Origin of the sequence: Pelagicoccus sp. SDUM812005 (assembly GCF_031127875.1) — a bacterium.
Lineage (GTDB): Bacteria > Verrucomicrobiota > Verrucomicrobiia > Opitutales > Opitutaceae > Pelagicoccus.
Genome location: NZ_JARXIA010000003.1, coordinates 150,957 through 176,166, shown reverse-complemented (window position 1 = coordinate 176,166; position 25,210 = coordinate 150,957). Strand labels below are relative to the sequence as shown.

General features: G+C 59.7%; 19 protein-coding genes and 1 tRNA gene. 6 read left to right on the top strand and 14 right to left on the bottom strand.

Going from position 1 to position 25,210, the window contains the following annotated elements:
* Window positions 1–489: 489 nt before the first annotated feature.
* From QEH57_RS05970 to pelA, 9 genes are all read right to left on the bottom strand, one after another.
* Window positions 490–565: transfer RNA gene (locus QEH57_RS05970), tRNA-Ala, on the bottom strand.
* Between the two features lie 116 nt (window positions 566–681).
* The gene (locus QEH57_RS05965) at window positions 682–3,663 is read right to left on the bottom strand and encodes a glycosyl hydrolase family 28-related protein (protein ID WP_309005778.1); all 2,982 of its coding nucleotides are present in this window, start codon (window positions 3,661–3,663) and stop codon (window positions 682–684) included.
* A gap of 79 nt (window positions 3,664–3,742) precedes the next feature.
* On the bottom strand, window positions 3,743–4,948 hold the full coding sequence (locus QEH57_RS05960; protein WP_309005777.1) for a hypothetical protein: 1,206 nt from the start codon (window positions 4,946–4,948) through the stop codon (window positions 3,743–3,745).
* A 24-nt stretch (window positions 4,949–4,972) separates the two neighbouring features.
* A complete protein-coding gene (locus QEH57_RS05955) occupies window positions 4,973–5,221 on the bottom strand; it encodes a glutaredoxin family protein (protein ID WP_309005776.1) in 249 nt (82 codons plus the stop codon).
* Window positions 5,222–5,311: 90 nt separating this feature from the next.
* The gene (locus QEH57_RS05950) at window positions 5,312–6,385 is read right to left on the bottom strand and encodes an alkene reductase (protein ID WP_309005775.1); all 1,074 of its coding nucleotides are present in this window, start codon (window positions 6,383–6,385) and stop codon (window positions 5,312–5,314) included.
* Window positions 6,386–6,460: 75 nt separating this feature from the next.
* Window positions 6,461–6,811 carry a YkgJ family cysteine cluster protein gene (locus tag QEH57_RS05945; RefSeq protein ID WP_309005774.1) on the bottom strand — a complete coding sequence of 117 codons (351 nt, stop codon included), beginning with the start codon at window positions 6,809–6,811 and terminating at the stop codon, window positions 6,461–6,463.
* A 55-nt stretch (window positions 6,812–6,866) separates the two neighbouring features.
* On the bottom strand, window positions 6,867–10,649 hold the full coding sequence (locus QEH57_RS05940; protein ID WP_309005773.1) for a two-component regulator propeller domain-containing protein: 3,783 nt from the start codon (window positions 10,647–10,649) through the stop codon (window positions 6,867–6,869).
* Window positions 10,650–10,811: 162 nt separating this feature from the next.
* Window positions 10,812–12,380: a carboxylesterase/lipase family protein gene (locus tag QEH57_RS05935; protein WP_309005772.1), complete on the bottom strand. Its 1,569-nt coding sequence runs from the start codon at window positions 12,378–12,380 to the stop codon at window positions 10,812–10,814.
* A 145-nt stretch (window positions 12,381–12,525) separates the two neighbouring features.
* Complete coding sequence (pelA, locus tag QEH57_RS05930; protein ID WP_309005771.1) at window positions 12,526–15,108, bottom strand: pectate lyase; 2,583 nt, start codon at window positions 15,106–15,108, stop codon at window positions 12,526–12,528.
* 233 nt (window positions 15,109–15,341) lie between these two features.
* On the opposite strand from pelA, the gene QEH57_RS05925 reads away from it, so the two are divergent.
* Window positions 15,342–15,908, top strand: a complete 567-nt coding sequence (locus QEH57_RS05925; protein WP_309005770.1) for a peroxiredoxin — start codon at window positions 15,342–15,344, stop codon at window positions 15,906–15,908.
* Window positions 15,909–15,962: 54 nt separating this feature from the next.
* On the opposite strand, the gene QEH57_RS05920 is transcribed toward QEH57_RS05925, so the two are convergent.
* Complete coding sequence (locus QEH57_RS05920) at window positions 15,963–16,868, bottom strand: hypothetical protein (RefSeq protein WP_309005769.1); 906 nt, start codon at window positions 16,866–16,868, stop codon at window positions 15,963–15,965.
* A gap of 104 nt (window positions 16,869–16,972) precedes the next feature.
* Here QEH57_RS05920 and QEH57_RS05915 point away from each other — a divergent pair, with 104 nt between their 5' ends.
* Window positions 16,973–17,593 carry a hypothetical protein gene (locus tag QEH57_RS05915; RefSeq protein WP_309005768.1) on the top strand — a complete coding sequence of 207 codons (621 nt, stop codon included), beginning with the start codon at window positions 16,973–16,975 and terminating at the stop codon, window positions 17,591–17,593.
* 87 nt (window positions 17,594–17,680) lie between these two features.
* Here QEH57_RS05915 and QEH57_RS05910 read toward each other — a convergent pair whose 3' ends face one another.
* Genes QEH57_RS05910 through QEH57_RS05900 form a run of 3 tightly spaced genes read right to left on the bottom strand, consistent with a single transcriptional unit; the run spans window position 17,681 to window position 19,667 of the window.
* Window positions 17,681–18,511 (bottom strand): TonB family protein, encoded by an 831-nt coding sequence (locus QEH57_RS05910; RefSeq protein WP_309005767.1) that lies wholly within the window; start codon window positions 18,509–18,511, stop codon window positions 17,681–17,683.
* A gap of 12 nt (window positions 18,512–18,523) precedes the next feature.
* On the bottom strand, window positions 18,524–18,940 hold the full coding sequence (locus tag QEH57_RS05905; RefSeq protein WP_309005766.1) for a biopolymer transporter ExbD: 417 nt from the start codon (window positions 18,938–18,940) through the stop codon (window positions 18,524–18,526).
* A 43-nt stretch (window positions 18,941–18,983) separates the two neighbouring features.
* Window positions 18,984–19,667: a MotA/TolQ/ExbB proton channel family protein gene (locus tag QEH57_RS05900; RefSeq protein ID WP_309005765.1), complete on the bottom strand. Its 684-nt coding sequence runs from the start codon at window positions 19,665–19,667 to the stop codon at window positions 18,984–18,986.
* Between the two features lie 217 nt (window positions 19,668–19,884).
* On the opposite strand from QEH57_RS05900, the gene QEH57_RS05895 reads away from it, so the two are divergent.
* The 3 genes from QEH57_RS05895 to QEH57_RS05885 all read left to right on the top strand — a co-directional run bounded on the left by QEH57_RS05895 (window position 19,885) and on the right by QEH57_RS05885 (window position 22,665).
* A complete protein-coding gene (locus QEH57_RS05895) occupies window positions 19,885–21,000 on the top strand; it encodes a carbohydrate kinase family protein (RefSeq protein ID WP_309005764.1) in 1,116 nt (371 codons plus the stop codon).
* A 12-nt stretch (window positions 21,001–21,012) separates the two neighbouring features.
* A complete protein-coding gene (gene tmk, locus QEH57_RS05890; RefSeq protein ID WP_309005763.1) occupies window positions 21,013–21,657 on the top strand; it encodes a dTMP kinase in 645 nt (214 codons plus the stop codon).
* A 63-nt stretch (window positions 21,658–21,720) separates the two neighbouring features.
* Window positions 21,721–22,665 (top strand): hypothetical protein, encoded by a 945-nt coding sequence (locus tag QEH57_RS05885; protein WP_309005762.1) that lies wholly within the window; start codon window positions 21,721–21,723, stop codon window positions 22,663–22,665.
* 67 nt (window positions 22,666–22,732) lie between these two features.
* Here QEH57_RS05885 and QEH57_RS05880 read toward each other — a convergent pair whose 3' ends face one another.
* A complete protein-coding gene (locus tag QEH57_RS05880; protein WP_309005761.1) occupies window positions 22,733–23,563 on the bottom strand; it encodes an ion transporter in 831 nt (276 codons plus the stop codon).
* 272 nt (window positions 23,564–23,835) lie between these two features.
* Here QEH57_RS05880 and QEH57_RS05875 point away from each other — a divergent pair, with 272 nt between their 5' ends.
* Window positions 23,836–25,128, top strand: a complete 1,293-nt coding sequence (locus QEH57_RS05875; RefSeq protein WP_309005760.1) for an NAD(P)/FAD-dependent oxidoreductase — start codon at window positions 23,836–23,838, stop codon at window positions 25,126–25,128.
* The last annotated feature ends 82 nt before the right edge of the window (window positions 25,129–25,210 follow it).

Genomic DNA, 25,210 nt, shown 5'->3' with positions numbered 1-25,210 from the left:
TGTTCTCACAGAGATGGCCTCTTGCATCCAAGTCCGAACCCTTTCCCTCTCGCTTAGCGGCACTATCAGCTCATCCGTGACAGGGATACATGGGATCCCAGCCAATCTACACTTTTCGATAACTTCTAGCAGCACTGTGGTGACCCTTCCTTGAAGCTCATCACTAAAGTCCCGACGACCTTTTTGTCTCCTTGCTGCCAAAAGGCGGGAGATGATCGGGAAATCCGACGAGAAATTTGTCCAAGACCTCAAAGCGAGCCGATCACGAGAACCGTTCAGGGAACGAAGAAAGGCAGATTTCGCCTCGTCCCTTGAATATAGACAAAGTAAAGACGCTTTGAACCGAATTGAGTCCAGTTGAGAACATTCGAGCAAATCCCTATATCTTCGATATCGTACCTTATCCCCAGTCAGAAGGCACAAAAAAAGCCACTTCCCAGAAGCGGCTAAAAAATCCAAGGCGTGCCATCCGAAGCCTCCGGCGAAGGATGGTGGAGCCGATCGGGATCGAACCGACGACCTCCTGCATGCCATGCAGGCGCTCTTCCAACTGAGCTACGGCCCCAAAACAGAGTCGCTAAAACGGCAACGAATCACCCCCTTGGCAAGCGAATTTTTGAAGAATTTTCGGGAATCTTTCCCCACCGCTTTTCAAAGCCCGGCCTGCCGCTTCCCTGCCCCTCACTTCAAGGCGATTCGATAAAGGGACGATCGGGCGGCGATGTAGAGGGTGTCGCCCGCTTTGCCCCCGATCGCGAGCGACGCCGGACGCTCGGGCACCTCTATGACGTCCAGCAACTCCCCGCTCGCTGCGTAGACGTAAACATGCCCTGCGGCCACGTAAACTCGTCCCTTCGCATCCACCGCCAAATCCAATTCTCCGTTTTCGGCGAACAACTCCGGATCCCGCAAGCGCCCGTCGGACTCCACCTCGTACCGCCAAACCTTTTGGCCAAACTCGTCCGCCAGATAAAAGGGCTGTCCCGGCGTCGCCTTTCGCAGCGTAAAACATCGGCGCAAGGTATCGAGCCCCGTCAAGTAGAGCGAACCGTCCGGCGACAGGAAATGCGATTCCGAAGCGGCCGTCGACGCTTCGAACAGGTCGTGCGCATCGCGCCAGCGATGCCCCGGGTGCACCGCAACCGCGCCTGGACGGGCCTCAGCCGGAACCGCCTCCACCAAGCGCAAACTTTCCTCCGGATCATCAAGGTCGAAAGTGAACACCTTTTTAGACGCGGTCAGAACCATGGCATTGTCAGAGGAATCGAATACAATGCCCACCGGAGCGATGGCTGCGTCCAGCACAAGCGACAGCGTATCCGCATCCACATTCCACTGATAGATCCGATGCCAACGTCCATCGATGAAATAGACGTTGCCTCGCCGATCCGTCGCCACCGCATCCGCGAACTGGAATCCACCCGCAATCCTCTCGACTCGGGTCCCTGGTGACCGTTTTTCCGATATCCCCCACTCGCCTACCCCCACTTGCAAACGCGCCACCTCCCGCGCTCGCACCTCTTGCTGCCTCGTTTCGTCGAACACCGTCACGTCATAGGAAAACTTGGTCGGCGAGTACACATGCAGCCCGCAGAAAACCACGTCCTCGCTCGAGCGAATCCTCACGCCATAAGGAAAAGGCGATATCATTCGGTCCACCCGATACAGATAGGTATTGGCAAAAAGCAGGTTGCGGCAGTCCTCGATTTCCAGCGGCAAGGCGTTAGGCCCCTCCCCGCTCTCTTCCTCGAACTGGAGAGCGTAGAACTTCCAATTCTCGACGCCTCGCAACTGCACTTCCGCCCGAACGTGATGCTCGGAGGAAAGCTGATACACGCGTCCCTCCGTTGCTGTATTGGTAATGCGCATACCAGCTTGAGCGTAGGGACTCGGAGTCCAAATATTCTTGAAGGTTCCTCCCCCTCCGTTGGTCACCCAAAGGCTCGCATACTGCGAATCCCAGCGCCGCCGGTAATCCCCGTCCGCCGTACGGTTCTCGTTGTAGACCGGCACGGAGCTGCCGTCCGGACGATAGGTCCCATGCCCACCGAGGAAACGAACGTCGCTTACCAGAGAGTCCGCCCCCGCCATCCACTTGAGAGCAATGGCGCTGGGATTGGCACCGCCTGTATCCAAGCCAATACCACATAGAATCGTGCGGACTCCCTGCGGGGCGAGCAACAAAGGCTTGGGCGGCCCTGCAATTGCAGGAACCGGGGGAGTAAAGCGGCGGCGCACCGCCTCGTCCTGCGGATCTAGGCCCCAACGCCGTATTCGCTCCTCGTCGATGCGCGGCACCTCCGCCCCGCCCATGAAGGCAGGCGTGTAGTCCTTGATAAGGATCTGGGTGGTAATAGGGCTGGCGCCGATCAAAACCGTATCCGCTCGCAGCTCGATCGTACCCGAAACCCGATACCGGCCGGTCGGCAAAAACACGGTTCGGTTCGCAGCGATAGCCGCCCGCAAAGCCTCCGTGTCGTCAACTTCCCCATCGCCGACCGCCCCAAAATCCTTGAGGTTCGCCCACTCACTCTGAGCCGGCAATGGCGGCACATCGCTCGCGACCCGCGGAGGAAGCGACTCCAGCGATTCCAGCTGGTGACGAGTCTCCACCACCCCTTCCTGACCGGGTGCGTCAATCTGCAAGCCGTGCGTGAAAGACGCCACGCGGTACAACTCGCTGGGACCCGCTACCGTCTTCCCGCTCCTGCGGAACTTTGCCAACACCGGAACGCGCTCGGCTACCACGTTTTCTAGATTGAACTGCGGCCTCGCGTTGTGTTCGTCGCTAATCACCAAAGCCGGCCCTGTGATGTTCTCGAAACTCGAATCCGCCAGATAGAGCTCCTCCGCCCGATCCGGATTCACCACGATCGCGCTCGGCGTATCCTTGAAGCTGATACGCAACAAAGTGAGCCCCGCCTCCTCCGTGCTAATCGACGCGATTCGCTGCCCCTCGAAATGGCTGTCCATCATCACAAAGGGCCAACTGGGCGACGGCTTCGTGGTAATGATCCCAAAGTCTCCCCCGAAAAAGCGGCAATCCTCGATCTCGTTCCCAACCTTCTCGACCCCGGCTCGCCCGCTCCCAACGAGGAAGTCGATATGGGCCAGGAAGCAGTGCTGGGCAAAGTGCGAGCGCACCCCGATCGCCATCGGATTCCCCTCGCCGATTTCGATGTTCACGTTGCTCAGGGCAGAATAGAACGTACCCGGATTGGCTGGCCTGATCGCTTGGCCTGGGCGCGGGCGGTTGCTCACGAAAATGAAGACGTACTTCGCTTCCTCCGCCTGGTAGCCTGGAGCGTTCTCCGCCAAGAAAAAAGTAGGACGAGTCTCTCCGTAGCCGATCAGCCGGATCCCTTTCCAAATGTAGAGCGTATCGCTGACCCGGTAGCGCCCCGACGGGATGTAGAGCACTCCGTATTCGGATTTCTCCTGCACCGCGTCGATCGCCTCCTGGATCGACGCCGTGTCGTCCGCAACGCCGTCCCCTACCGCCCCGAACGTCGCATCATCCAAATAGACCGCCTGTTCGTCCCTAAGCCGCTCCGTAAAGAACGACTTACCGCCGCTTGGCTCGCCGAGAGCGAGGCAAACGCCGAAGACCGCCAACAGCGAAATTAACAGGGCACGAAACGATCGAGGGCAAGGGGCATTCATACCTCCAACAACAGTCACTTAGGCGCACTTTTATGCAACACTAAATTACAGGACAAGCTTTTCTCGAATCAGCCCCCACCTAAGCCGCAGCTTGCTTGCGAGCGCCAAGCGCCACAGCCAACGCTCCCGCGATCAATACGCCATAACCGGCCACCAGAAGCTCTCGATAAGGCAGAGCGCTGCGAACCTCGCTCCAAAGCCCGGCCCCGAAGAGCAGGGCCTCCGTCAGGAGAAAACCCGCGAAATACAGTACCCCGCCCCACCGGCTCCATTGCCGGCTCGCCGCTTCCGGAAAGAGGGAAAGAAAGAGAAAGGGTGTCATAATGCCGAGCATCACGAAATGGATGTATCCAATGATCGTGTAGATTTGCGTGACGAAGACCCAGTTCGCTATTTCCGGAAATGCGGACACAAGCTGTATCGACATCTTGGCGACGAGCAATGCCACCACAAACTTGATTCCCATTGAAAGCTGTCTCGTTCCGAACAACCCCAAGGCCCGAGTCCAGCGCAGCAGGATCATGAGCTGCAAGGCGGCGCTGGCTGCCCCAAGGGAATAATAAAGCGGATGCGGTCCCATCCACAGTACGGACAGAAAATAGCTCACGCTCACCCCGGTCAAAAACAATGGCAGCTCGAACCGCGGCAAACGCTTGAGCCGCTCCGGATTCGCTTTCCGAAAAAGCAAAGCCAACATCGCGCTCACGAAGAAACCGTTGTAAAGAAAGTGAAGGTAGAAGTAGAGCGAGTTGGCATATCCGGGATGAGCCTCCAGCCCCTTCGCCTTAAAGTAGCCCACCAAATAAGGGCCAATGCTGCTCAATGCCAAAAACACCGCCGCCGAACGGGCCATAAGCCGCGTGTTTATATCTTCGTCGCCAACATCTCGATACAGCCACCAAGAAAACAGGTAGGTACCGAACACGAACAAGGTGGACGCCACTATGGAGACAGCTCCATATCCCTGGAACGGAAAGCTCAGCAGCATGCCGAGCAAGCAAAGCTGCAAAAAACAAAATAGGCGGCGCAGGGAACGGATCCGTTCCGCCTTCACGAACTGCTCCGCCAAAAGCACGTAGAGCCCCATCACGCCCCAACCTAGGAGCGCAATGTGCGAATGCGTATGCAGCCCGAAGCGGTAGTTCAGGCCGGCGACCGGAGCGAGGGCATGCCAGCGCAGCAACGCTCCCCAAGCCATGGCGACCAGCAGCCAGCCGAGGCAAATCCACTTGAAGCGGGCCGGAAGCGCCGCCCCAATCCCCGGCCCTGCACGCTGGACGCCCATGCTCGAAACACCTCGCGGCGCCCTTTAGGCGAGGCCGTGCTTGGCAAGAAACGGGACCAGTTCGTCCACCCCGAAATCCGCCAGCACCAAGTCGCCCCATTTCAAAGTCGGAGCCTTGCTCTGGCCTGACAGTTCCACCATCTCCGCCATGGCAGCCGGATCGGACCGGACTTCCTTCGCAGTGTAGGCGATGCCCTTCTTCTTCAGGTAATTCTCCGCGTCAATGCACCAGGGGCATCCCGCCTTCACGTAGACAATCGGTTTTTCATTCATTTTGACTCTCTCCAGAAAAAATCGAGTTCGCCGCAACAGCGCCCCGCAGTCAAACCCAGAGCGCTCTCGCGGCAAGCTTGGCCTGGTGCGCTAGGCCTCGACCTCTTGCAAACTCGGGTAGTCCACGTATCCCTTCGGGTCTTCCAGAGTCGCGCTGTAGAAGGTGTCCGGATTCGGCTCGTTGAGCGGAGCTCCCTGCTTCAAGCGCTCGACCAAGTCCGGATTCGCGATGAACAGTTGCCCGTAGGAAACCGCATCCGCGACGCCGTCGGCGACGAGCTTTGCCCCAGATTCGGCAGTCAGTCCCTGGTTCGCGATATAGACGCCGCCGAACTTTCGCTTCAATTCCAGACTGACGCAGCCGTCCGATACCGCTTCGCGGGTAAAGATAAAGGCGATGCCGCGCTTGCCCAACTCTTCGGCGACGTATCCAAAGGTTTGTGACGGATTGGAGTCACCCATGTCATGCGCATCGCAGGCCGGAGCGAGGTGCATGCCAACCCGATCCGCTCCCCAGACCGAGATCGCGGCATCCGCAACCTCCAGCATCAAACGGGCTCGGTTCTCCACCGACCCTCCATAGCTGTCGTCGCGCTTGTTGGTCGAATTTTGCAGGAACTGGTCCAGCAAGTACCCGTTCGCCCCGTGAATCTCCACCCCGTCGAAGCCGGCACGCTTCGCATTTTCCGCCCCCTTCCGGTAGGCTTCCACGATCCCGGGAATCTCCTCGATCCCCAAGGCACGCGGCGTCTCGAACGCCTTCTCAGGCCGCAGATGGCTCACATGCCCCGCGGGCTTTATCGCGGAAGGAGCAACCGGCAGCTTGCCCTCCAAGTGCACCGGATCCGAAATGCGACCCACGTGCCACAGCTGCAGGATGATTTGTCCGCCCGCCGCATGCACCGCCTCCGTCACCAGCTTCCAACCTTCGACCTGCTCCTCGGACCAGATTCCCGGCGTGTTGTAGTAACCCACTCCCATCGGATCGACCGAAGTCGCCTCCGAAATGATAAGACCAGCGCTGGCGCGCTGGGCGTAGTACTCGGCCATCAAGGCGTTGGGCACGCGTCCCTCGCTGGCGCGGCAGCGGGTTAGCGGGGCCATGATAATTCGATTGGGTAGCTCCCAAGCTCCCACTTTGATCGGGTCGTGAAGATTGCTCATATCTTTCCCACTCTACGACAAGAGCGCGGGAGCAACTGCAAGGACCCTGAACATTTTAAGAGCAAAAAAGCGGAGCTAGGAACGCCGCCGCGCTCCGATCCCCACTCGCTCCCGAGCACGGATGCATTGCTCGCTGCCGCTCTCGAATCGCCGGCAAACCTCAGGACGGCTCGCGTAAATGCCGCAAAGCTGATTCTCCCCCAGAAAAGCGCAGCCTTCCGTATGGGCGAGTGGATACATGCGATACGCGACCTCCCCCTTGCCTAGGAAGTCGTCCACCCGAACGCATCTCTCCTTCAGGAGCGGCTCGCGCTCCGCGTCGCTGGCGCTGGCGAAAATCGGGTAGCACCGACAACAGGCACCGCAATCGGTACAATCGAAACCTTCGCTTCCCTCGCCTTCTGGATTTCTCTCCTTCGCAGACATCGGTCCATCTCAATCAAGGCCTCCAGCGAGTCAAGCGGTCAAGGCCCCGATCTCCCTAGGAGCGCAGGGGATCGAGAAACTCCCCGATCTCCCTTAGGAGGTCCCCCTTCTCGACCGGCTTGGTCAGGCATCGCTGGAAGCCGGACTCCAGAAGTATGTTTACGTCTCCCTTGAAAGCGTGAGCCGTCAAGGCGATGGCGGGAATTCCGGGATTAAGCGCCCGAATCGCTTGCAGCGCTTCCACTCCGCCCATGTTCGGCATCGAAATGTCCAGCAGCAGCAAATCGACTCTGCCATCGCGTTCCGTGAACAGACGAACCGCTTGCTCGCCGTCCAAGGCATGAATCAAACGAGCCCCTGTATCTTCCAGGAAATGCTCCACGATCGTGTAGTTGTTCACGATATCTTCCGCAACCAATATCACCCGCCCGCTCAAATCGAGCTCCGGCGCCTCGGTCGCGCCGGCTCCTGGCTTGGCCCGAGCGGGACCTTGCGTCTCTGTGGTCACCGGTATCGTAAGCGTGAATACAGAGCCCTTTCCAACCTCCGACTCCAAGCTGAGCTCGAAGCCGAGCTCGTCCGAAAGCCGACGGCAAATGGCGAGCCCCAAGCCTGTCCCGCGAGCGAAGGACTTGCGATTGTCCACGATTTTGTGGAAGCGCTCGAAGATGGCTTCGTGCTCGGAGGGATCGATGCCGATGCCGCTATCCTTCACCCAGTACTTGAGACTGCCGGACTCGCGATCGTAGGCCAAGCCGAAGCTCACCGCCCCCTTCTCCGTAAACTTGCACGCGTTGGTAGCAAGGTTCAGCAGGATCTGCCTTAGGCGCACCTTGTCCGCTTGAAAGCGAACGCAAAGCGAATCGCTGAGCTGGTTGTCCGCCACGTAGGAAACGCCCTCCGGCGTGCGGCTCGAGACCAGCTGGGAAAAGTCCGAGCTCAGCTCGTGGAAGAAAAGCCACGCGTCGATCGACTCGTAGTTCAAAGTCAGCTTTTCCGACTCGAAGATGGAGAAGTCGATGATGTCGTTGAGGAGCTGGACCAGCATTTCCGTATTCTCCCGAATGCAATTGCTGTAGTCGTCGAACTCGCCCCTGCCCTTGGCCTCCATGGCGATCAGCTGCGAGAATCCCATGATCGCATTGAGCGGCGTCCTGATCTCGTGGGACATGTTGCCGATGAACGCGGACTTCAAACGGTCCGAAACCTCCGCCTTGTCGCGAGCGGCCTTGAGCTCCTTGGTTCGCTCGTCCACCAGCTCTTCCAATTGCGTGCGGTGCACCTTCAGCTCCTCGTTCTGCCGAGAAAGCGCTTCCTTGGCTTCCGCCAGCTCGCGAGTCCCGTCCGCCACGCTCTTCGCCAAAGCGACGCGGGAACGCTTCAAGGAGAGGACGCGCAACCGGTAGGCAACGAATAGGCCGAGCGCCACCAACGCGAGGGCCGACACCCGAAACCAGATCGTCATCCACCAAGGAGGCAATATGCTTATCGAGATGCTCTCCACATTGTCCCCCCAAATGCCATCCGCATTGGATGACTTCACGTGAAACGTATAAGCGCCAGGATCGATGTTGGTATAGATCGCAGACGATACCCCTTTCACATACTGCCAATCCTCGTCGAAACCTTCGAGCATGTAGGCGTACTCAATGCCCTCATTTCTTGGATACACCAAGGAAGAAAAGCGGAACGAAAACACAGAATCCTCGTAACCGAGTTCCAAATGGTCCAACAGGTAAGCTTCCGCTGGGAGAACTCCGTCAGGCTCTCCCGGATACACCTTCCGGTTGAGTATGCTGAGATCCGTGATCAGCACCTTCGGCAGCTCCAGATTAGGCTTGATCTCGGCAGGATTGAAACTCGTAAGCCCCGAGACTCCTCCCACCCACATCGTGCCGTCCTCGCCCACGAAACTCGAGCGCTTGACGAACTCGTTGGACTGCAGGCCATCCTTCCAATCGTAGTTGATGAAGCGCGGTTGATCCGGAACCTGAATACCGCCTACGAACTGGGATAAACCGAAATTGGTCGTCAGCCAAAGGTTCCCCTCCGCATCCTCGGAGATCGACTTGATGGAATTGTTCGGCAATCCATCCGGCACGCCATAGCGGCGGTAGCTCAACGTCTCGGGATCGAACGAAAGCAAGCCCACTTCCGTCCCCAACCAAATCTGCTCCCGGCTATCGATGAACACGACCTCGAGATCGCCTCTGTTCTGCGGCAGCGGATCACCAGTGTGGCTGAAATGCTCGAAGTATCCAAGTTTCGGATCGAATCGGTCCAGAGAACTGTAGGTCGATATCCAGAGCACGCCCTCCGCGTCCTGCTCGATATCGTTCACGTACTGGCTATTGATCGTCCTCTCGTCATCCACATCGTGCAGGTAGCGGGTGAAGGTTTCCGTCTCCGGATCGAATCGGTTCAAGCCACCCCCGATCGTTCCTATCCAAAATTTAGCTTCCCGGTCCTCCAAGATGCAAAACACGTTGTTGTTGCTCAGGCTTCGCGGGTCATCCGGATCGTTCTGATAGCGAAGGAAAGAATCCGTTTCGGGTAGGTACTTGTTCAAGCCCCCCGCCCAAGCGGCCACCCAAATATCGCCTCTGGAATCCTTCACGATCTGGTACACGGCATTCGCGCCGATCGTGCTCTCATCCTCCGGCGAATACTTGTACTCGTAGTGCTGCCTCGTTTCCGAGTCGTAGCGAACGAGCCCTCGCTCCGTGCCAACCCAACGATTCTTTCCATCAATCAGGATGGAGTTAACCTGCTCTCCGACGTCCAGTTCTGCATCGGCGTCGTGGATCCGTATCGTATTAAAGTTCTTACTTGCGTTCGAATAGTAGTTGAGCCCATCGCCATAGGTTCCAATCCAAATTCCACCTGTATTATCGACATGAATACAGTCCACTCCATCCGAACTTAAGCTTCGCTCGTCGTGGAGCCTATTGGAGTACCTTTCCTGCTCGAGAAGATCGCCGGTTTCGTGAGCCACCTTCCAAATCGTCAATCCTTGGCCGGAGCCGTGACCGATCCACATATGCCCTTCCTGATCCACGCTGATGCACTGGCCCCGGATCGGCATCAACTTGCGATAGTTCAAGCGATTCCCGTCACCGAGCTCGTAGAGAAAGATCGATTTCTCGGTTCCGATCCACAGGCGCCCCCAACTGTCCTCGAGCATAGACTGCACCCACGTGTTTCCCACGCCATCCTGGTCCGCTAACCGATAAAAGGAATCGCTCCTTCGGTCGTAGAGGCAAACCCCTTTGTGGGTGCCGATCCATAGGCGGCCCCGGCGATCTTCCAACACGTTCCAAACCAAATTGCTAGGAAGGCTGCTCGCGTCCTCAGGATCGTGACCGTAGCGGTCAAGCTCGCCAGTCTCCGGCACGTAGTGGAAAAGCTGGTTCGGCGTCCCAAACCAATAGCTGCCGTCCGAAACCTGACGCACCGTGGTGACCGTGGCCCGCCCGATCGGCTCGAAGAGTTCGAAGCTGTCGGTCTCCCGATCATAGACGAAGGCGCCGCCCAAGGTACAAACCCAAAGCCGCGAGGACGCATCCAAATAAAGATCGTTTATGGAGCCGTTCTCCAACCCGCGTGTATTGTCGGACTCAGGGCGATACACGCGAAACTCCCGTCCATCGTAGCGGTTCAAGCCATCCTTGGTGCCAAACCACATGAAACCATGCGTATCCTGAATCGCCTTACGGACCCAGCTCTGGGAAAGTCCGTCCTCGACCCCGAGCCGTACGAACTCCTTGCCCGCCTTAGCCTGGCCACTGACGGCCAGGGCAAGGACAAAAGTTAGCGGTAGCAGCAATCGTAGGCACATGGATCAAACAAGAAGAGTCGACCTTCAAGATCCTCGCCACCACCACCCTTGTCAACGAGCTCACAGCCCTTTAAAGCCCTGCCAGAGCTGCGTCCGCGTCGATTTCAACTTTTTTCACAAGCCCGATTTCGAGGCTCCCCTTAAAGCCCTACCGTAGTTCCTCTAGTCCGAAGGCAGCGATTCCAGAAACTCGTATCGTTCCCGGTGCGTATCCGACCGAAGTTCAGGGCTAGCGTCGATGTGGAGAACTGGCTTCGACTCCCTTTCGCTATAAGCCGGCCACTCCGGCAGGCCTTTTCCGTTCGGGTTTCCAGTCTTGGCGAAATTGCTCCAGTAGCTGGACATCATGGCAGCCACCTCGAAGTCCTCGCTCCGCCACGGCAGATCCTTCGAAGCCAGCACGTCAAACACGTACTCGATCTCCCAAGAGTGGGCCGCCCTTGGCTGCGCATCCGCCGGAGCATCCAGCGGCAAAGGCAACAGCTGGTCGAAACGGTATCTGAATACTGGTGACGATGCCGTCCGCGCCTGCTCCTCGATCAATCTCCATGTCCCGTATCCAATAAAGCGATCTCCCACGTAGTCCGCCGCCGCCCGTTCCACCGACTCGGGTCCATCCGCTGAATACACGTCCAGAAAAGCCTGCGCTCGTTCGCCAAACTCACTCTCCGCCCTTGCCCGATAGTTCTCTACGCTCGCCTCTCCCTGCAAGAATCCGCCCGCTCCGCCTTCATCCAAATTCCAGCCCGCGATCAGAGGCACGTCGCTCTGCTCGCCCTTCGCGAAAACTTCCGCCGGATCCTCGGGAAAGAACAGACCGTCCTGACAAACCGAAAAGTCCCGCAAACCATCTCTCCAGTAAACCTCCAGCAGGTCCTCCGCGGGCAAAGCTCTCAGCTCCGCCAAGGACGCCCCCTCGAAATGCTTCTCCGCGAACGCCAACGCCACCTGTTCCGCCTCCTCGCGGGCGGGCGGCTGGCGCCAAGGACTCAACACCGCGCCGCTCTGGGCGATGGCCTTGTGAAACAAGCCCCTTGCCTCCGGCGACGCCATCAAGGAACTCACCGCCCACGAACCGGCCGACTCGCCAAAGATCGTCACATTCCCCGGATCTCCCCCAAAAGCTTCAATGTTCGCCTGCACCCACTCCAAGGCCGCCACCATATCGAGCAAGCCATAGTTGCCCGAGGCTCCATCGGGCGATTCGGCGGTCAGCTCCGGGTGTGCCATAAAACCGAATACACCCATGCGGTACCCGACGCTCACGACCATCACCCCCTTCTTCGCAAGCGAGCTGCCGTCCTGCCTCGGCTCCGAAGTCCCCCCAGCGAAGAAGCCGCCGCCATGTATCCAAAACATCACCGGCAGCGCCTCCGCCTCGAATTCCGCCGGCCTCCAAACATTCAGGTACAAACAATCCTCGCTCGGCCCTTCGTCGAAGAAAAACATGTCGTCCCAGATCGGCTTCTGCATCGCTCTCGGTCCAAAAGCAGTCGCCTTGCGAGTCCCCTCCCACGGTTCCACCGCTTGCGGCGCCTTCCATCGCAGTTCGCCCACCGGAGGCGCCGCATAGGGGACGCCCTTGAAGGAAATCACCTCGCCGTCAGGACTAAGGCTGCCCTCCAACCGGCCTTCCGCAACCTCGACCTGTAACAACGATTCGGATACGGGCGTCGCCGATGCGGCAAAGCCAAGGAGCATGAGAGCTGCGACAAAAAGGGGAAGCTTCATAGGAAAACAGGGCTATCGGTTTCGAACGGGAAGAACGCCCTAACGAAACCCAAGCGCCTCTAAAACGCAAGGACGCCCCAGCCTGCCGGCCCAACCCTTCCACTATTACCTATGCGCCGCCTCGCCGAACCGCATCGCGAGCAAGCTACTCCATAGGAGCGAAGGGCAAAACCTGTTCCCCGCTCGCGAAAATCGCGTTTACCTGGAGTGCCGACGCTTCCCGCTCCGAGAGCCAAGTCGCCCACTGCACGCGATCCGCCCTTTCTCCCCCAGGGCCGAAGCTTCCGAACTCCGCATAACGGGCCGTCTTCTCGCGCTCCGGCCCCGTCCAGTTATGCCAGCCCTCCGGCCGTACCACCTCCGACATTTCCGTACGCACGAAACTGGTCTGGGCATGGGCCCGCCAAGGACGCCCCAAGTAAGTCTTCACCCCGGGCTCTCCAGTAATGCGGCAATCAAGGAAGACCAAGCCGTGCTCCTGCCCGGCCGGAGTCGACGCCGCCGTAATGTATCCATTTTTCAGACAATGGATATGGCACTTGTCGAAAACCGAAACCGCCCCGCCGAAGATGAAATCGACATGCCCCTCGATGTAGCAGTTCTCGAAGTAGTGGCGACCGCGATTCACGAAGATCGTGTCCTGCCACCCCTTGAAAACGCAGTCGCGAAACACCACGCGATCCCCGTCAACCCGCAAGGCGAGAGCCTGCCCCACCGGTCCGGCATCGTTGGCGATCGTCATGGAATACACCTCGAAGCCCTCCCCGTCGACCTGCAAGGTCGGCGTACGAAAGGTCCCCAGCTTCTTGCCGTCCGGTCCCATCATATTCGCATGTATCCCTTCCACCAATACAGTCGTTTCCGCCGCATCCCCAACCAGCCGGATGTTGCCGCGCTCCCGTTGCACGTAGGCGCGTTCCCGATACACGCCATGCTTCACCCGAATAATCCAGCGGGGCGTTCCCTCCGGCCCTTGCGGCGCCTTGTAGATGGCCTGCTCAACGGAGCTCCAATCGCCACTGCCGTCCCGGGCCACGACCGCATCCGCGAAGTACTTCGCCAGCGGCAGTTCCAAGCGACGCAGCTCCGCGATCGCCAACCGAGCCACTTCCCGAGCGCCCTCCCACGAATAATGCGTGTCGTCGCTCAAGCCCTCCGGCTTGATCGCCAATTCCCCCGGCTCGTACCACAAGTGCAAGCGCTTCGAGCCTTCCACCCCGCGCGATTCCTCCAGCCGCGTCGTCAGCGCCTCCATTTCCAAAAACGGAACTTCCAGCTCGGCAGCGACCTCGCGGACCACCTTCGGATAGTCGCCATGGGTCGGCACCAGCCGCTCCCCGGCCTCGTCCCACTTGCGACGAGCCACAGACGGGGCCAAGAGCGGCCGAGCCCCTTTCGCTCGCGCCTCGCTCACCATACGCATCAAGTTGTCCCGATAGGTCGTATGGGCCTCCGCGTAGACCGCCGGCTTGTGCTCCTTTTCGTCGTTGTGCCCGAACTGGATCAAAACCCAGTCCCCCGCCTTCAAGCGTCCCAGCACTTCGTCCCAACGGCCTTCGTCGATGAACGACTTCGTGCTCCGCCCGTTCATGGCATGGTTGTCGACTCGCAAGGGCAAAAGCGCGAACTCCCTCAGCAGCTGCCCCCAGCCTTTCTCGGGATTGGTAGGACGCGGCTTGTCCGCCATCGTCGAATCCCCCACCAAATAAAGCACCGGCCCCGCCGACTGCAGGGCCAAGCGGCGCCGCCATTCGGGATACTCCTTAGAAATCATATCCTTAGCCCAGCCGCCGTAATAACCGTAGCCGCCGCGACGTTCCTGTTCGATCTCGTAAAAGTCATAATGCGCCACGCCATCGCGCCCCACGAAGATCGGCCGATTCGTGCCCAACTCGTAGAAACGGGCCCAGAGGTCCTCCTTCGGAGCCTTCTTCAGCGCCCGATCCCTTTTGCCCTCCGCGTCCCGGACCCGCTCCGAACTCATTCCCGGAATGGCCACCTTACCCAGCCAATGCACCGCGCCTTCCACCGCCGCCACCACCCGCGGCGACGGATCTTCCAAGCTCATCAAGAAGCGCACGATCCCCACCGACTCCGCTCCCGAGAGCGAAGGCAGTTCGTAGGCCCGCGCCTTGGCCGGCAACAAGCTATCCACCTGGTGCTGCGCGCACCAGGCCGTAAGCTGCCCGTCCTGCCTCACTTGGGTGGCCAAGATGCACTCCACCCCGCGTCGCACCGCTTCACCCGCCCGCTCGCGCAAGCCGGCGTCGATCTGCCCCCAAGGCGACTTCCCTTGCTCCACCTCCTGCAACAAACGCAGCACCCGCACCATGGCGTCGTCGTTGTAGGTGATATGCGAGTAGTAGCCCTTGCGCAGCGGATAAAACTGCGGCCAGCCGCCATTGTCGTACTGAGCCTCCAGCAAGTACTCCAGCCCGCGCTCCAGCCCATCCTGCCACTGGGCCGAAGCCTGCGCCTCGTTCACCCGCGCCAAAAACCGGAGCGGCGTGGTGGTGGCGCCGTTGTCGATGGTCGCGTAGCGCCGCGACTCGCTGTCGTTCCAGTACGCTTCGCTTGGCGGCTTCGACAGGTCCAGGTTCTTCGGCCAGCCTCCGGATTCCGTCTGGTAGGCCAGGACCGCCTCCGCGACCGCTGCCCCCTCCGCCGAAGCGTACCACTCGCCCGGTTGCCGCAAGGCGTCGTCCCAATCCAGGACCTTCGCTTTCATCGCTACCGCGGCGCACAAGACCGCGAACATCGCTAAAACACTTCGCTTCATATCAAACAGTATCGGGGTAAAAAAGGGTGGCAGCCCGCTGCGGCCGCTCAACCCTACACGTGTTGCAAGCTATAGGATCCCCACCCGCCAGGTCACGAAGAAAAGCGAGGCCGGTCCGAACAAAGTTGCTCCGCGACGCAACTTCCCTACAAGCAAAGGACCAACCCATTCGTCTGCCCCACATGAAAAAGCTCCTCCAACGTATCGCCATCGCCGCTATGACCGTAACCGCTTCCCTCACCTCCGCTGCCCTCGACGTCGGCAGCGAACTCCCGAACTTCGCAGCCAACGACGACACCGGCGAGATCTGGACCGCCTCCAACTACATCGGAAAGAAGAACCTCGTCGTCTACTTCTACCCGGCGGCCATGACCGGCGGCTGCACCGCCCAGGCCTGTTCCTACCGCGACTTCTCCACCAACCTCGACGAAGCCGACGCCATCGTAGTCGGCGTCAGCGGCGACTCCGTCAAAGGCCTCTCCCTCTTTAAGGAAGCCCACAACCTAAACTTCCCCCTCCTTTCCGATCCCAACGGCTCCATCGCCCAGCTCTTCGGCGTCCCCACTCGGGCCGGCGGCTCCCTCGAGCGCGAAATCAACGGCGACATGCACACCTTCTTCCGCAACCTCACCACCTCCCGCTGGACCTTCGTCATCGGCAAGGACGGCAAGGTCATCTACAAGAACGAAGAGGTAAACGCCCGCGAAGACACCGCCACCGTGCTCGAAGTCCTTAAGCAGCACCGGTAGGCGAGCGCGGCCAGCCGGCGGAGAGCGGGTCGATCCGCCAAACGGGCCCTCTCGCTAGTCCGAGCCTTCTGCTCCCGGTTCCGCAGCGGCAGCCAGGAACGCGTCCCGATGCTTGTCCTTGAACTTCTTTATGTCCGAAAACGCGAGCGAGTCGACATGCGCAACCGTATACGATGGCGGAAAACAGTAGACCATACGCATGAGCTTGAAATCGCCCAACTCGTCCACTACCGCCCCTGCAAACGGGAGGCCGTTGTTAGGCATGCCAGCGAACCGAGCCTTCACCTTCCGAGGCAGGTATTGCGAAAAGTCCATCGTAACCGCCTTGCGAATCGCCCACGCAAGGCGCTCCGCAGGCGCTTCGCACAACGCGGCCACCTCATCCGAGTCTGCAAGGTCAGCGTCCGAAAACACGCCCGGTAGCTCCGAATAAAAACGGGTCCTCCACAGCGGCTTAGAGGAACCTTCGCGTTTCAGTTCGACGATGCACAGGATATAGATCTTCGTACCCGTTTTCTCGTTACGGTTTAGAATGACATAAGGGCAGAATTCCAAGGTTCGCTCCGATTGCCCCTCTACGAGAACCCCAACCGCGTTCGCCGAAAACTCGGCAAGGATCTTCTCCTCGACCAAATCTTCCACCTCGAATCCAGCGAATGGATTGAAGCTCTCGCTCCGCTCCCGACCGCCCGCCTTGTTCGCCTGGTTCGCCGCGATCACTCCAATCGGTCCAAAAAGGATCGAGGCATTCATCCCCTTCTGGTGCCCGGAAAAAACAGTGCGAGACTCTTCGTCCGTGTAACAACCGCTCGGAATCTCCGTTCCCTTCCGCAACAGTCCCGACACCATTTTGTAGCCCACCTGAGCAACCTCCTCCGGAAAAGGCACGGGCTCGTGCTTCGCAGCTTGGGCGAAGGCGCTCGTAAACAACGCGATAAAAAGGGCCAATAGAATTTTCATGCCCAATCACCAAGCCAAGCTTCCCAGCCGTGTCAATGTCCTCCAATCTCTCCGCTTTCACCTTCTCCCGCTCCGCCAACCTATAAACGTCACCACAAATCCCCATGCCGATCCGCGAGCTCGACCTCGACCTAACGAGCGCCCCGCTCCCCAAGCCGATACGCGCCTTCCTCGAAGCCGCCGACCGACGCTGTGACGACTTTTTCGATACAGGAGCGAACAAGACCTTGCCCCGCTTCCTGCCGGCCGACTACCCGCTCGTCTGCCGCGCCATGCAAACGCTCCAGCAAAACGGAAGCCTGCTGGGAAACCGATTCTGCGAGTGGGGCAGCGGCCTCGGGACCGCCACCTGCCTCGCAGCCCTGCTCGGCTTCGAAGCCTACGGCATCGAGATCGAAGCCGAACTCGTCGCTCGCTCCCGCGCCCTCGCCCAGGAACACCAGCTCGAGGCCCGCTTCCTGGAAACCAGCTTCCTTCCCGACGGCTTCGACTTCCTGCAAACCCAAGGCGGACGCGAACTGCTCAAACCCGCCAACAGCCACCACGCCAGCTTCCAATACGAGGAGGCCGACTGGGAACTGGCCGATATCGACCTCTTCTACGCCTACCCCTGGCCCGAAGAGCAGGAGTCAACTCTCGAACTCTTCGAGACCCTCGCTACCGATGGAGCGTATTTGATCTGCTACTACGGCGACGGAGAACTCTGCATCTACCAAAAAACGTAGCGCCCCCGAACGCTCAATCCCCTTGGGCAACCCCACGCCCCAGGCCTTGCCCGAAACCGAAGAACGGCAAGGTTTCGCCCCAGCAAGCTACCACTTCTGCACGAATTCGATGCGCAGATCCCTCAGCTCCTTGCCATGCGGAGGCCGCGCGTAGGGCGAGCTTCGCTTGTAGGCAGCCACCACCATATTGTTGAAGCCGCTGTCCTTGCTCGGGCTGATGATCCGTACATTCGTCACCGTGCCGTTCGCCAAAATATCGCAGCTCACCAACACCGATAGCTGGGACCCTTGCGAAGGATAATTGTCCACCGCCCGCTGCAAACGGGCCTTGAAGCCCGCGATGTAGCTGCCGATCGCGTCCTGCTCCGCCTGGCTGTAGCTGGCAATCTCCGCCGGCGGCAAGTTGCCGATCTCGATCCCCTTGAACTGCGGCACCTTGATGTCGGGACGGCTGTTCCGCGTCGGAGCCGGAGTGGTACGGACGTTCTTGATCTCGTTCGCATCCGGATTCTGCTTCAAGAAATCCTCGATGCTCATCGGCTTCGGCTTAGGCTTAGACTTAGGCGGCGCCGTCTCCACCACCGGTTGCTCCCGCTTCACCACCGGCTCGGGCGGCAACTCCACCTCTACGGTGCGCACCGGACGCTCGGGCACCTGGATATCGTCCAAGGTCGGCATGCTGTCCTCCACCCGCTCGTACTTGATCGAATCCAAGGTCGGCAGCGACTCCGAAGTCTGCTGAGCCGCCCCGCCGGAAGGCGGCGGCACCAGCTCGAACTGGAACGGCTTCTTCTCCTGCTCCGAAAAGAACAGCACCCAAATCGCAGCCCCCACCAGCAAAACCAAATGCACGCTCGCCGAGAAGACCAGCGGCCCTCTCTGCTCGTAGAACATGTTTGCTAGGCGAACGTCTTGCATCGGCGCAAATACCTACCCTTCGTCCTTCGTCACGAAGTGAATCTTCCCGAGTTTGTACTCCTTTAGAAGATCCATCAAATTCATAATACGCTGGTACGGCGTCTCCGCATCGCCGCGTATGCTGATCACCGGAGCCTTCCGCTCCGTCGCGAATCGAGCCAACTCCCGCTCCAGTTCCGGTTCGCCCATAATATTTCCGTCCACCCGGTATCCATCTTTCAATACCGTAATGTCCACCGACTTCGGAACCGTCTTCTCGCTGCTTTGCCCCGAAACCGGCAAGTCGACCTCCATCACCTGCTCCTTCTCGATCAAGGGCGTACTGATCATGAAGATGATCAACAGGGCGAAACCCAAGTCGATCAGAGCCGTCACGTTCAGCTCGGAGTTCGGCTCCAGGGAGCGTTTTCTATGGAAGGAGCGTGCCATCAGGTATCCGTTTCAGGTTTCACCATTCGATCCTCAGGTCCCCTTAGCGGCTCTCCAGTTCGATCACGTCCGCCAAGGCGCTCGCGAAGTTCTCTAGCTCCGTAACCAAAATCTTGGTACGCGACAGGAGGAAGTTGTAGCCGAAGACCGAAGGGATCGCCACGCAAAGACCCGCCACCGTGGTCAGCAAGGCGCCCGATACGCCCGGGGCGAGATTCTGCAAGGTCGCGTTCGCCTGCAAGCCCATGGAACCGAAGGCGTCCATCACCCCCCAAACCGTACCGAGCAGGCCGAAAAACGGCGCCCCGGAAACGATGGTCGCGAGGAACACCATGCTCGACTCGTAGCTCAAGGTCTTGTTCGCCAAGGCTCGCTGCAAGGCGTTCTCCACGTGCTCCACGCGGGCGGAACGCAGTTGCTCGTCGGACTCCCCATCCTTGGCCTGGATACGGTGGTAGGCATCCACTGCGTCGAGATAAAGCGCCGCGTAGGGAACCTGGCGCGGCGCCTTGAAGCTGGCCGGAGGATTCAGCACCGAGCTCTGCCGGTGCAAATTGTGCTCGAAGCCGAGGTTGAGCAGGCGAAACTTTTTCAGCTCCCAATACTTTCCGATCATCACCGCCCAAGCGCACACGCTGAAGAACGCGAGGGCTACGATGATGAATTTTCCGGCCAGGTTGCTCTGGCTAAAGTAGGTGAAAAGGCTCGCGGATTGGGCTAATAGCACGGCGTTAGAGATTTCGATTTAGGCAAAAATGGGACCAGCCGGATACATTCCGACACCCCTTTGAACGCGAGCGACGCAATACGTTCAACAAATTTTCGACTCCTCCAAAAAATACCTGCCGCGCCCCCTGCCATTACAACCGGCGGCAAGCGACAAATTCTATTGCGCTGGCCATCGCCCGACGCTTTCTTCAGGCCTTTCTCTCCCCCTCTATTATATGGACTACCGTCAAAGAGCTCTTCAGGAACTATCGGAAAATCGCAACAACCAGGCGGGCAAGCGCGTCGTGGTCGGTCTGGATGGATTTGTGGATACAATCCTTCACCTGGTCGACAAGCGCAGCGGCGCCGGCGAAAGCTTCACCCGACTCGAGACCATTTCCGACTTCGGTTCCCGCATCTCCGCCGCCTCCGGCAAGAGCGCCAACATCGAGATGTTCCCCCGCATGGAAAAGCTCGGCGGCAACGGTCCCATCATGGCAAACGCCCTCGTGTCGGCCGGCTTCCCCCTCCGCTACATCGGCTCCCTCGGCAAGCCAAACATCCACCCCGTCTTCCAAGAGTTCTCCGAAAAGACCAACTCCGTGTCCATCTCCGAACCGGGCCTCACCAACGCCATCGAGTTCACCGACGGCAAGATCATGATGGGCATCACCAAGTACCTCGAAGACATCACCTACGATGCCATCGTGGACGCCATGGGCGAAGGCGCCCTGCTCGACGAGCTCTCCCGCGCCTCCCTCGTCTCCCTCGTCAACTGGACCATGATCCCCAACATGACCCAGATCTTCGAGGACCTGCTCGCCAAAGCCCTGCCCAACCTCCCGCCCCTCGACGGCGGACGCTCCTTCTTCTTCGACCTGGCCGACCCCGAAAAGCGCTCCACCTCCGACCTCCTGGCCGCCCTCAAGGTCATCTCCAAGTTCCAGAACCACGGCAACGCCGTGCTTGGCCTCAACCTCGCCGAAGGCCAGCAAGTCAGCGAAGCCTTCAACATCGACGAAAGCGGCGACGACTCCGACTCCCTCAAGCGCATGGCCGCCAAGATCCGCCGCGAGCTCGGCCTCAAGATGGTCGTCGTGCACCCGAAGGAACGCGCCGCTTGCGCCACCAAGGACGGCGAATGGTGCGTGGAAGGCCCCTACGTTAAGAACCCGAAAATCACCACCGGCGCCGGCGACCACTTCAACGCTGGCTTCATGACCGGCCAGCAGCTCGGCCTCTCCCCCGAAGCCTGCCTCACCGTCGGCGTCTGCTTCTCCGGCTACTACGTGCGCACCGCCGTCAGCCCGAACCTAGACAATATCGAGTCCTTCCTCCGCGACTGGAAATAGTCCCAACCGATTATGAGCAAAACGAATTCCTACCCCGGTAAATTCTTCACCTTCGAAGGCCCTGAAGGCAGCGGCAAGTCCACCCAGATCGAGCTCCTCGCCGAAGAGCTGCTCGGCATGGGCCACGAAGTCGTCGTCACCAGAGAACCGGGCGGTACCGAAATCGGGGAAGAAATTCGCCACCTGCTCATCCATAGCTCCGCCGGCAGAGCCATGACTCCCGAAACCGAGCTGCTCCTCTTCGGAGCCGCTCGGGCCCAACTCGTGCGCGAGCTCATCCTGCCCTCCTTGCAAAAGGGCTGCGTCGTCATCTGCGACCGCTTCCTCGACTCCACCACCGTCTACCAAGGCGCCGCCCGCAGCATCGCCAGCGACCCGGTCTCCTACATCAACCAGTTCGCCGTCGGCCCCGTCACCCCCGACCTCACCTTCATCCTCGACGTGCCGCACGAAGAATCCATGCGCCGCGTCAAGCGCCGGGCCACCGACATCCCCGACCGCATGGAAGAGGAAAACAGCGCCTTCTACAAAAAGGTTCGCGAAGGCTACCTGCTGCTTGCCGGCTCCATGCCGGAACGCTTCCACGTCATCGACGGCACCCGCCCCCTCGCCGACAACCAAGAGGAAATCCTGAAAACCGCCCTCGACAATCTCTAGACACCCGAAGGTGGCCCGCCTTTCCCGAAGACGGATCCCTCGCAACGCCACCCTTTCCCGACCGTGACCGAAGCCACCGCGCCTACAGATCCGCAAGCCCTCATCGACCGGGCCATCGCCGAGAACCGTCTCGCCCACGCCCTCCTCATCCACGGACAAAACCTTACCGTCGTCGAACGCTTCGCCACCGAGCTCTCCGCTCGCCTGCTCGGCGTGCAGGCCCGCGGCGACGAGCTGGAGGAAAAGCTCTTCCGCCACCCGGACGTCTTCACCCTGCGCCCTTCCAAGAAGTCGCGCATCATCTCCGTCGACGACACCCGCGAAGCCATCCGCAACATCCAGCACTCGCCCCAGGCCGGCGAACGCAAGGTGGCCATGATCTTCGAGGTCGACCGCTTCAACACCAGCGCCGCCAACGCCTTCCTCAAAACCCTCGAGGAACCGCCCCTCAATACCACCATCCTGCTGCTCACCACCCGCCCGCACTCCCTGCTGGCCACCATCCGCAGCCGCTGCCAACTCTTCCGCCTCCCCACCGCCGCCCATACCTTCGACGACCCCAAGGCCCAAGCCTGGCTCGAAGCCTACATGAAGTGGCTCGAAGACCTGCTCGCCGGCGGCCCCGGCGGCAAGCGCAGCATCCCCCACTTCATCATCGGCGCCTACTCGCTCGTCGAACGCTTCAGCGCCATCATCGCCGACCTCGGAAAGGAAGCCTGGAAGAGCCAGTCCAAGCACCTGCCCGAAGACATGAAGGACGACGAGCGCATCGCCCTCGAGTCCCGTATCAGCATTTCCATACGGCAAGACTTCCTCGCCGCCATGGAAAACGCCACCGAAACCCTTGCCCGCAAGAAGCTCTTCGACGACACCACCGTCCCGCAAAAGCTTATCGAGTCCGTCGAAGCCCTCGAAGACTCCACCAACCTGCTTCGCCTCAACATGAAAACCGAAGCCGTGCTCGAGTCCTACCTCCTGCGCACCCTCCGCATCTGGACCGCCAAGTAAGCTCCCGCAGCCCGGAGCTTCAGCCCGCGGCCACGGAGAATCCAGAGCCCCGCAAAAAGGCCAGCCCCTACAGCGGCTCGCCGCAGTTACGGCAATACTTGGCCGAGAACTTGTGCCCGGTCTCCCCGCAGTTGCGGCAAATGCGATCGTTCTTCTCGAGCGTCGTCGCCATGGTCAGCTCCGCCGTTACGATGCCCGTCGGCACCGCGATCACCCCGTAACCCGTGATCATGATGATCGAAGCGAACATCTGACCCATGGGAGTCTGCGGCGAAATATCTCCGTAGCCCACCGTCGTCAGCGTCACGATCGCCCAGTACACGCTCTTGGGAATGCTGGTAAACCCATGCTCCGGACCTTCGATCAAGTACATGATCGACCCCAAAATCAGCACCATCGTCAACACCGCCATCACGAACACGATGATCTTGCGCATGCTGGCCTTGATCGCCGCATAGAGCTGGTTCGCCTCCCCCACGAACTGCACCATCTTCAAGACTCGGAAGACGCGCAGCACCCTCAGGGCCCGGAAAAGCATCAGGTAATGGGCGCCCGGAAAGATCAGGTCGATGTAGGTCGGCAAGATCGACAGCAAGTCCACCACTCCAAAAAAGCTGAAGACATACCGTAAGGGCTTTTTCGATACATAGATCCGGATGAAGTACTCGAGCGTGAAAAGCCCCGTAAACGCCCATTCGATGCCGTAGAGCAAACTCCCGTACTCCAGCCGGATCGATTGCACGCTGGCCAGCATCACCGTAACCACGCTGGCAATGATCGCCAAAATCAGCGCCACATCGAAAAACTTCTCCTCGAAACGCGTGGAACGAAAGATGATCAAGCGACAGCGCTCGCGAAATTTGGACCAATGCTCTGGCGTTACCTCGGGTTCGGACATGGTCCCTATGCAAAGCCCTTTTCGCCGCCGCGACAAACCTTGTTTCGCGAACCGTCCGGCTACCCCCGGAACCCTCCTTATCCGCTCCATTAAACAAAGCGATGCATCGCCCAGCATCGCTCCGCCCCGCTTGCCCTTTTCCCAATACCGGATACCTTATGGATGCATCAAACGATGCCGCGACTCCTCGGAACGCCCGTCCGATGAGATTTTTACCAGAGGTTCCGAGCCAGCCGCGCACCTGTAACTCTTAGACTAGAAAGTAGGACCCCATGTTCGGCAAAAAAAGCGTAGAAACACTGGTCGTTGGAGCCGGCCCCTGCGGCATGATCGCAGCCCTGGCTTTAGCCGACGGAGGCGACGACGTTACCATCCTCGATTCCGCCCCCCGCAGCTGCACCAGCAGCCAGGCAACCATCCTCCACCCCGAAACCCTAGCCGTCCTGCAACGGCTGGGCATCGCCCACCGCATCATCGAAGCAGGCTATCCCATCCAGAAGGTATCCATCTACGACGAGCTCAGCCACCGCCAGTCCGTTCGGCTGGACCTGCACCCCTACGCCTTCCCCTTCGCCCTCAGCATTCCCCAGTTCGAGCTGGAAGCCATTCTCGAAGACGAACTAGGCGAAGCCGGCATCCACGTCCTGTGGAACCATCGCGTCTCGGAATACGAAGCCGACGGCAGCGCCCTACATATCACCGCCGACCGCTACTCGGACCGCGGCACCGGATACGCCATTTCCCACATGGAACGCGTCATTGTAAAGTCGATACACTTCCAAGCCAAAACCCTCGTCGCCGCCGATGGATACAATTCCATCCTACGCCGCGTCGCCGGACTGGAAACCCACAAGCTGGGCGAAAGCCAATACTTCGTAAGCTTCGAGTTCGAGACGGACCGCGATCCCGACCATACCTGCTTCCTGAGCATTAAGAAGGGACTGTCTACCGGGCAGCAACCGATCGCGGAAGGAATCGCTCGACTCCAGTTCCAGTACAGCGGCCTCACCCTGCCGTCCCGCAACCGCGAAAAGGAACGGGAATTCCTGCAGGACCCCAACGAGCTGCCCGACTACCTCGACGAAGAACACTTCAACCAACTCGTCAAGGAACGCGTCCCCTGGAACATAGGATACGTCAACAAGCTGCGAGACCGAGCCGCCGTTCCTTACGAAAAACGCTACCTCAAAACGCCCCGCAGCGGAAACGTATTTTTCCTCGGCGACTCCGCCCGCTCCTTCTCCCCGCTAGGCAGCCTCGGCCTCAACCTCGGTATCCAAGAAGCGGAACAGCTCGCCCAAACCTTGCTGCGAACCGAAGAGGACGAACCGCGCGTCCGCCACCAACAGCTCGACGAGCTCGGCCGGCAAATGATCGCCAACTGGAAACGCCTGACCCAGCTCCATGGATCCAGCATCCCGAGCGACAGCGCCGATCCTTGGGTCGCCAAAAACCGAGCCCGGCTCCTGCGAGCCTTGCCGGCTTCCGGCGAAACCCTCGAGGAACTCGCTCGCCAGCTGCATATCGCCATCGAGCTGCCCCATAGCCACGGCGCCTTGGTCTAGCCTTTATTGCTAGCTCCCATTGCCACCTCGCCCGGCGCTCTTTTTTGTCGCCTCGCAACCACCGCTTCCTAGCGTCCCTCCC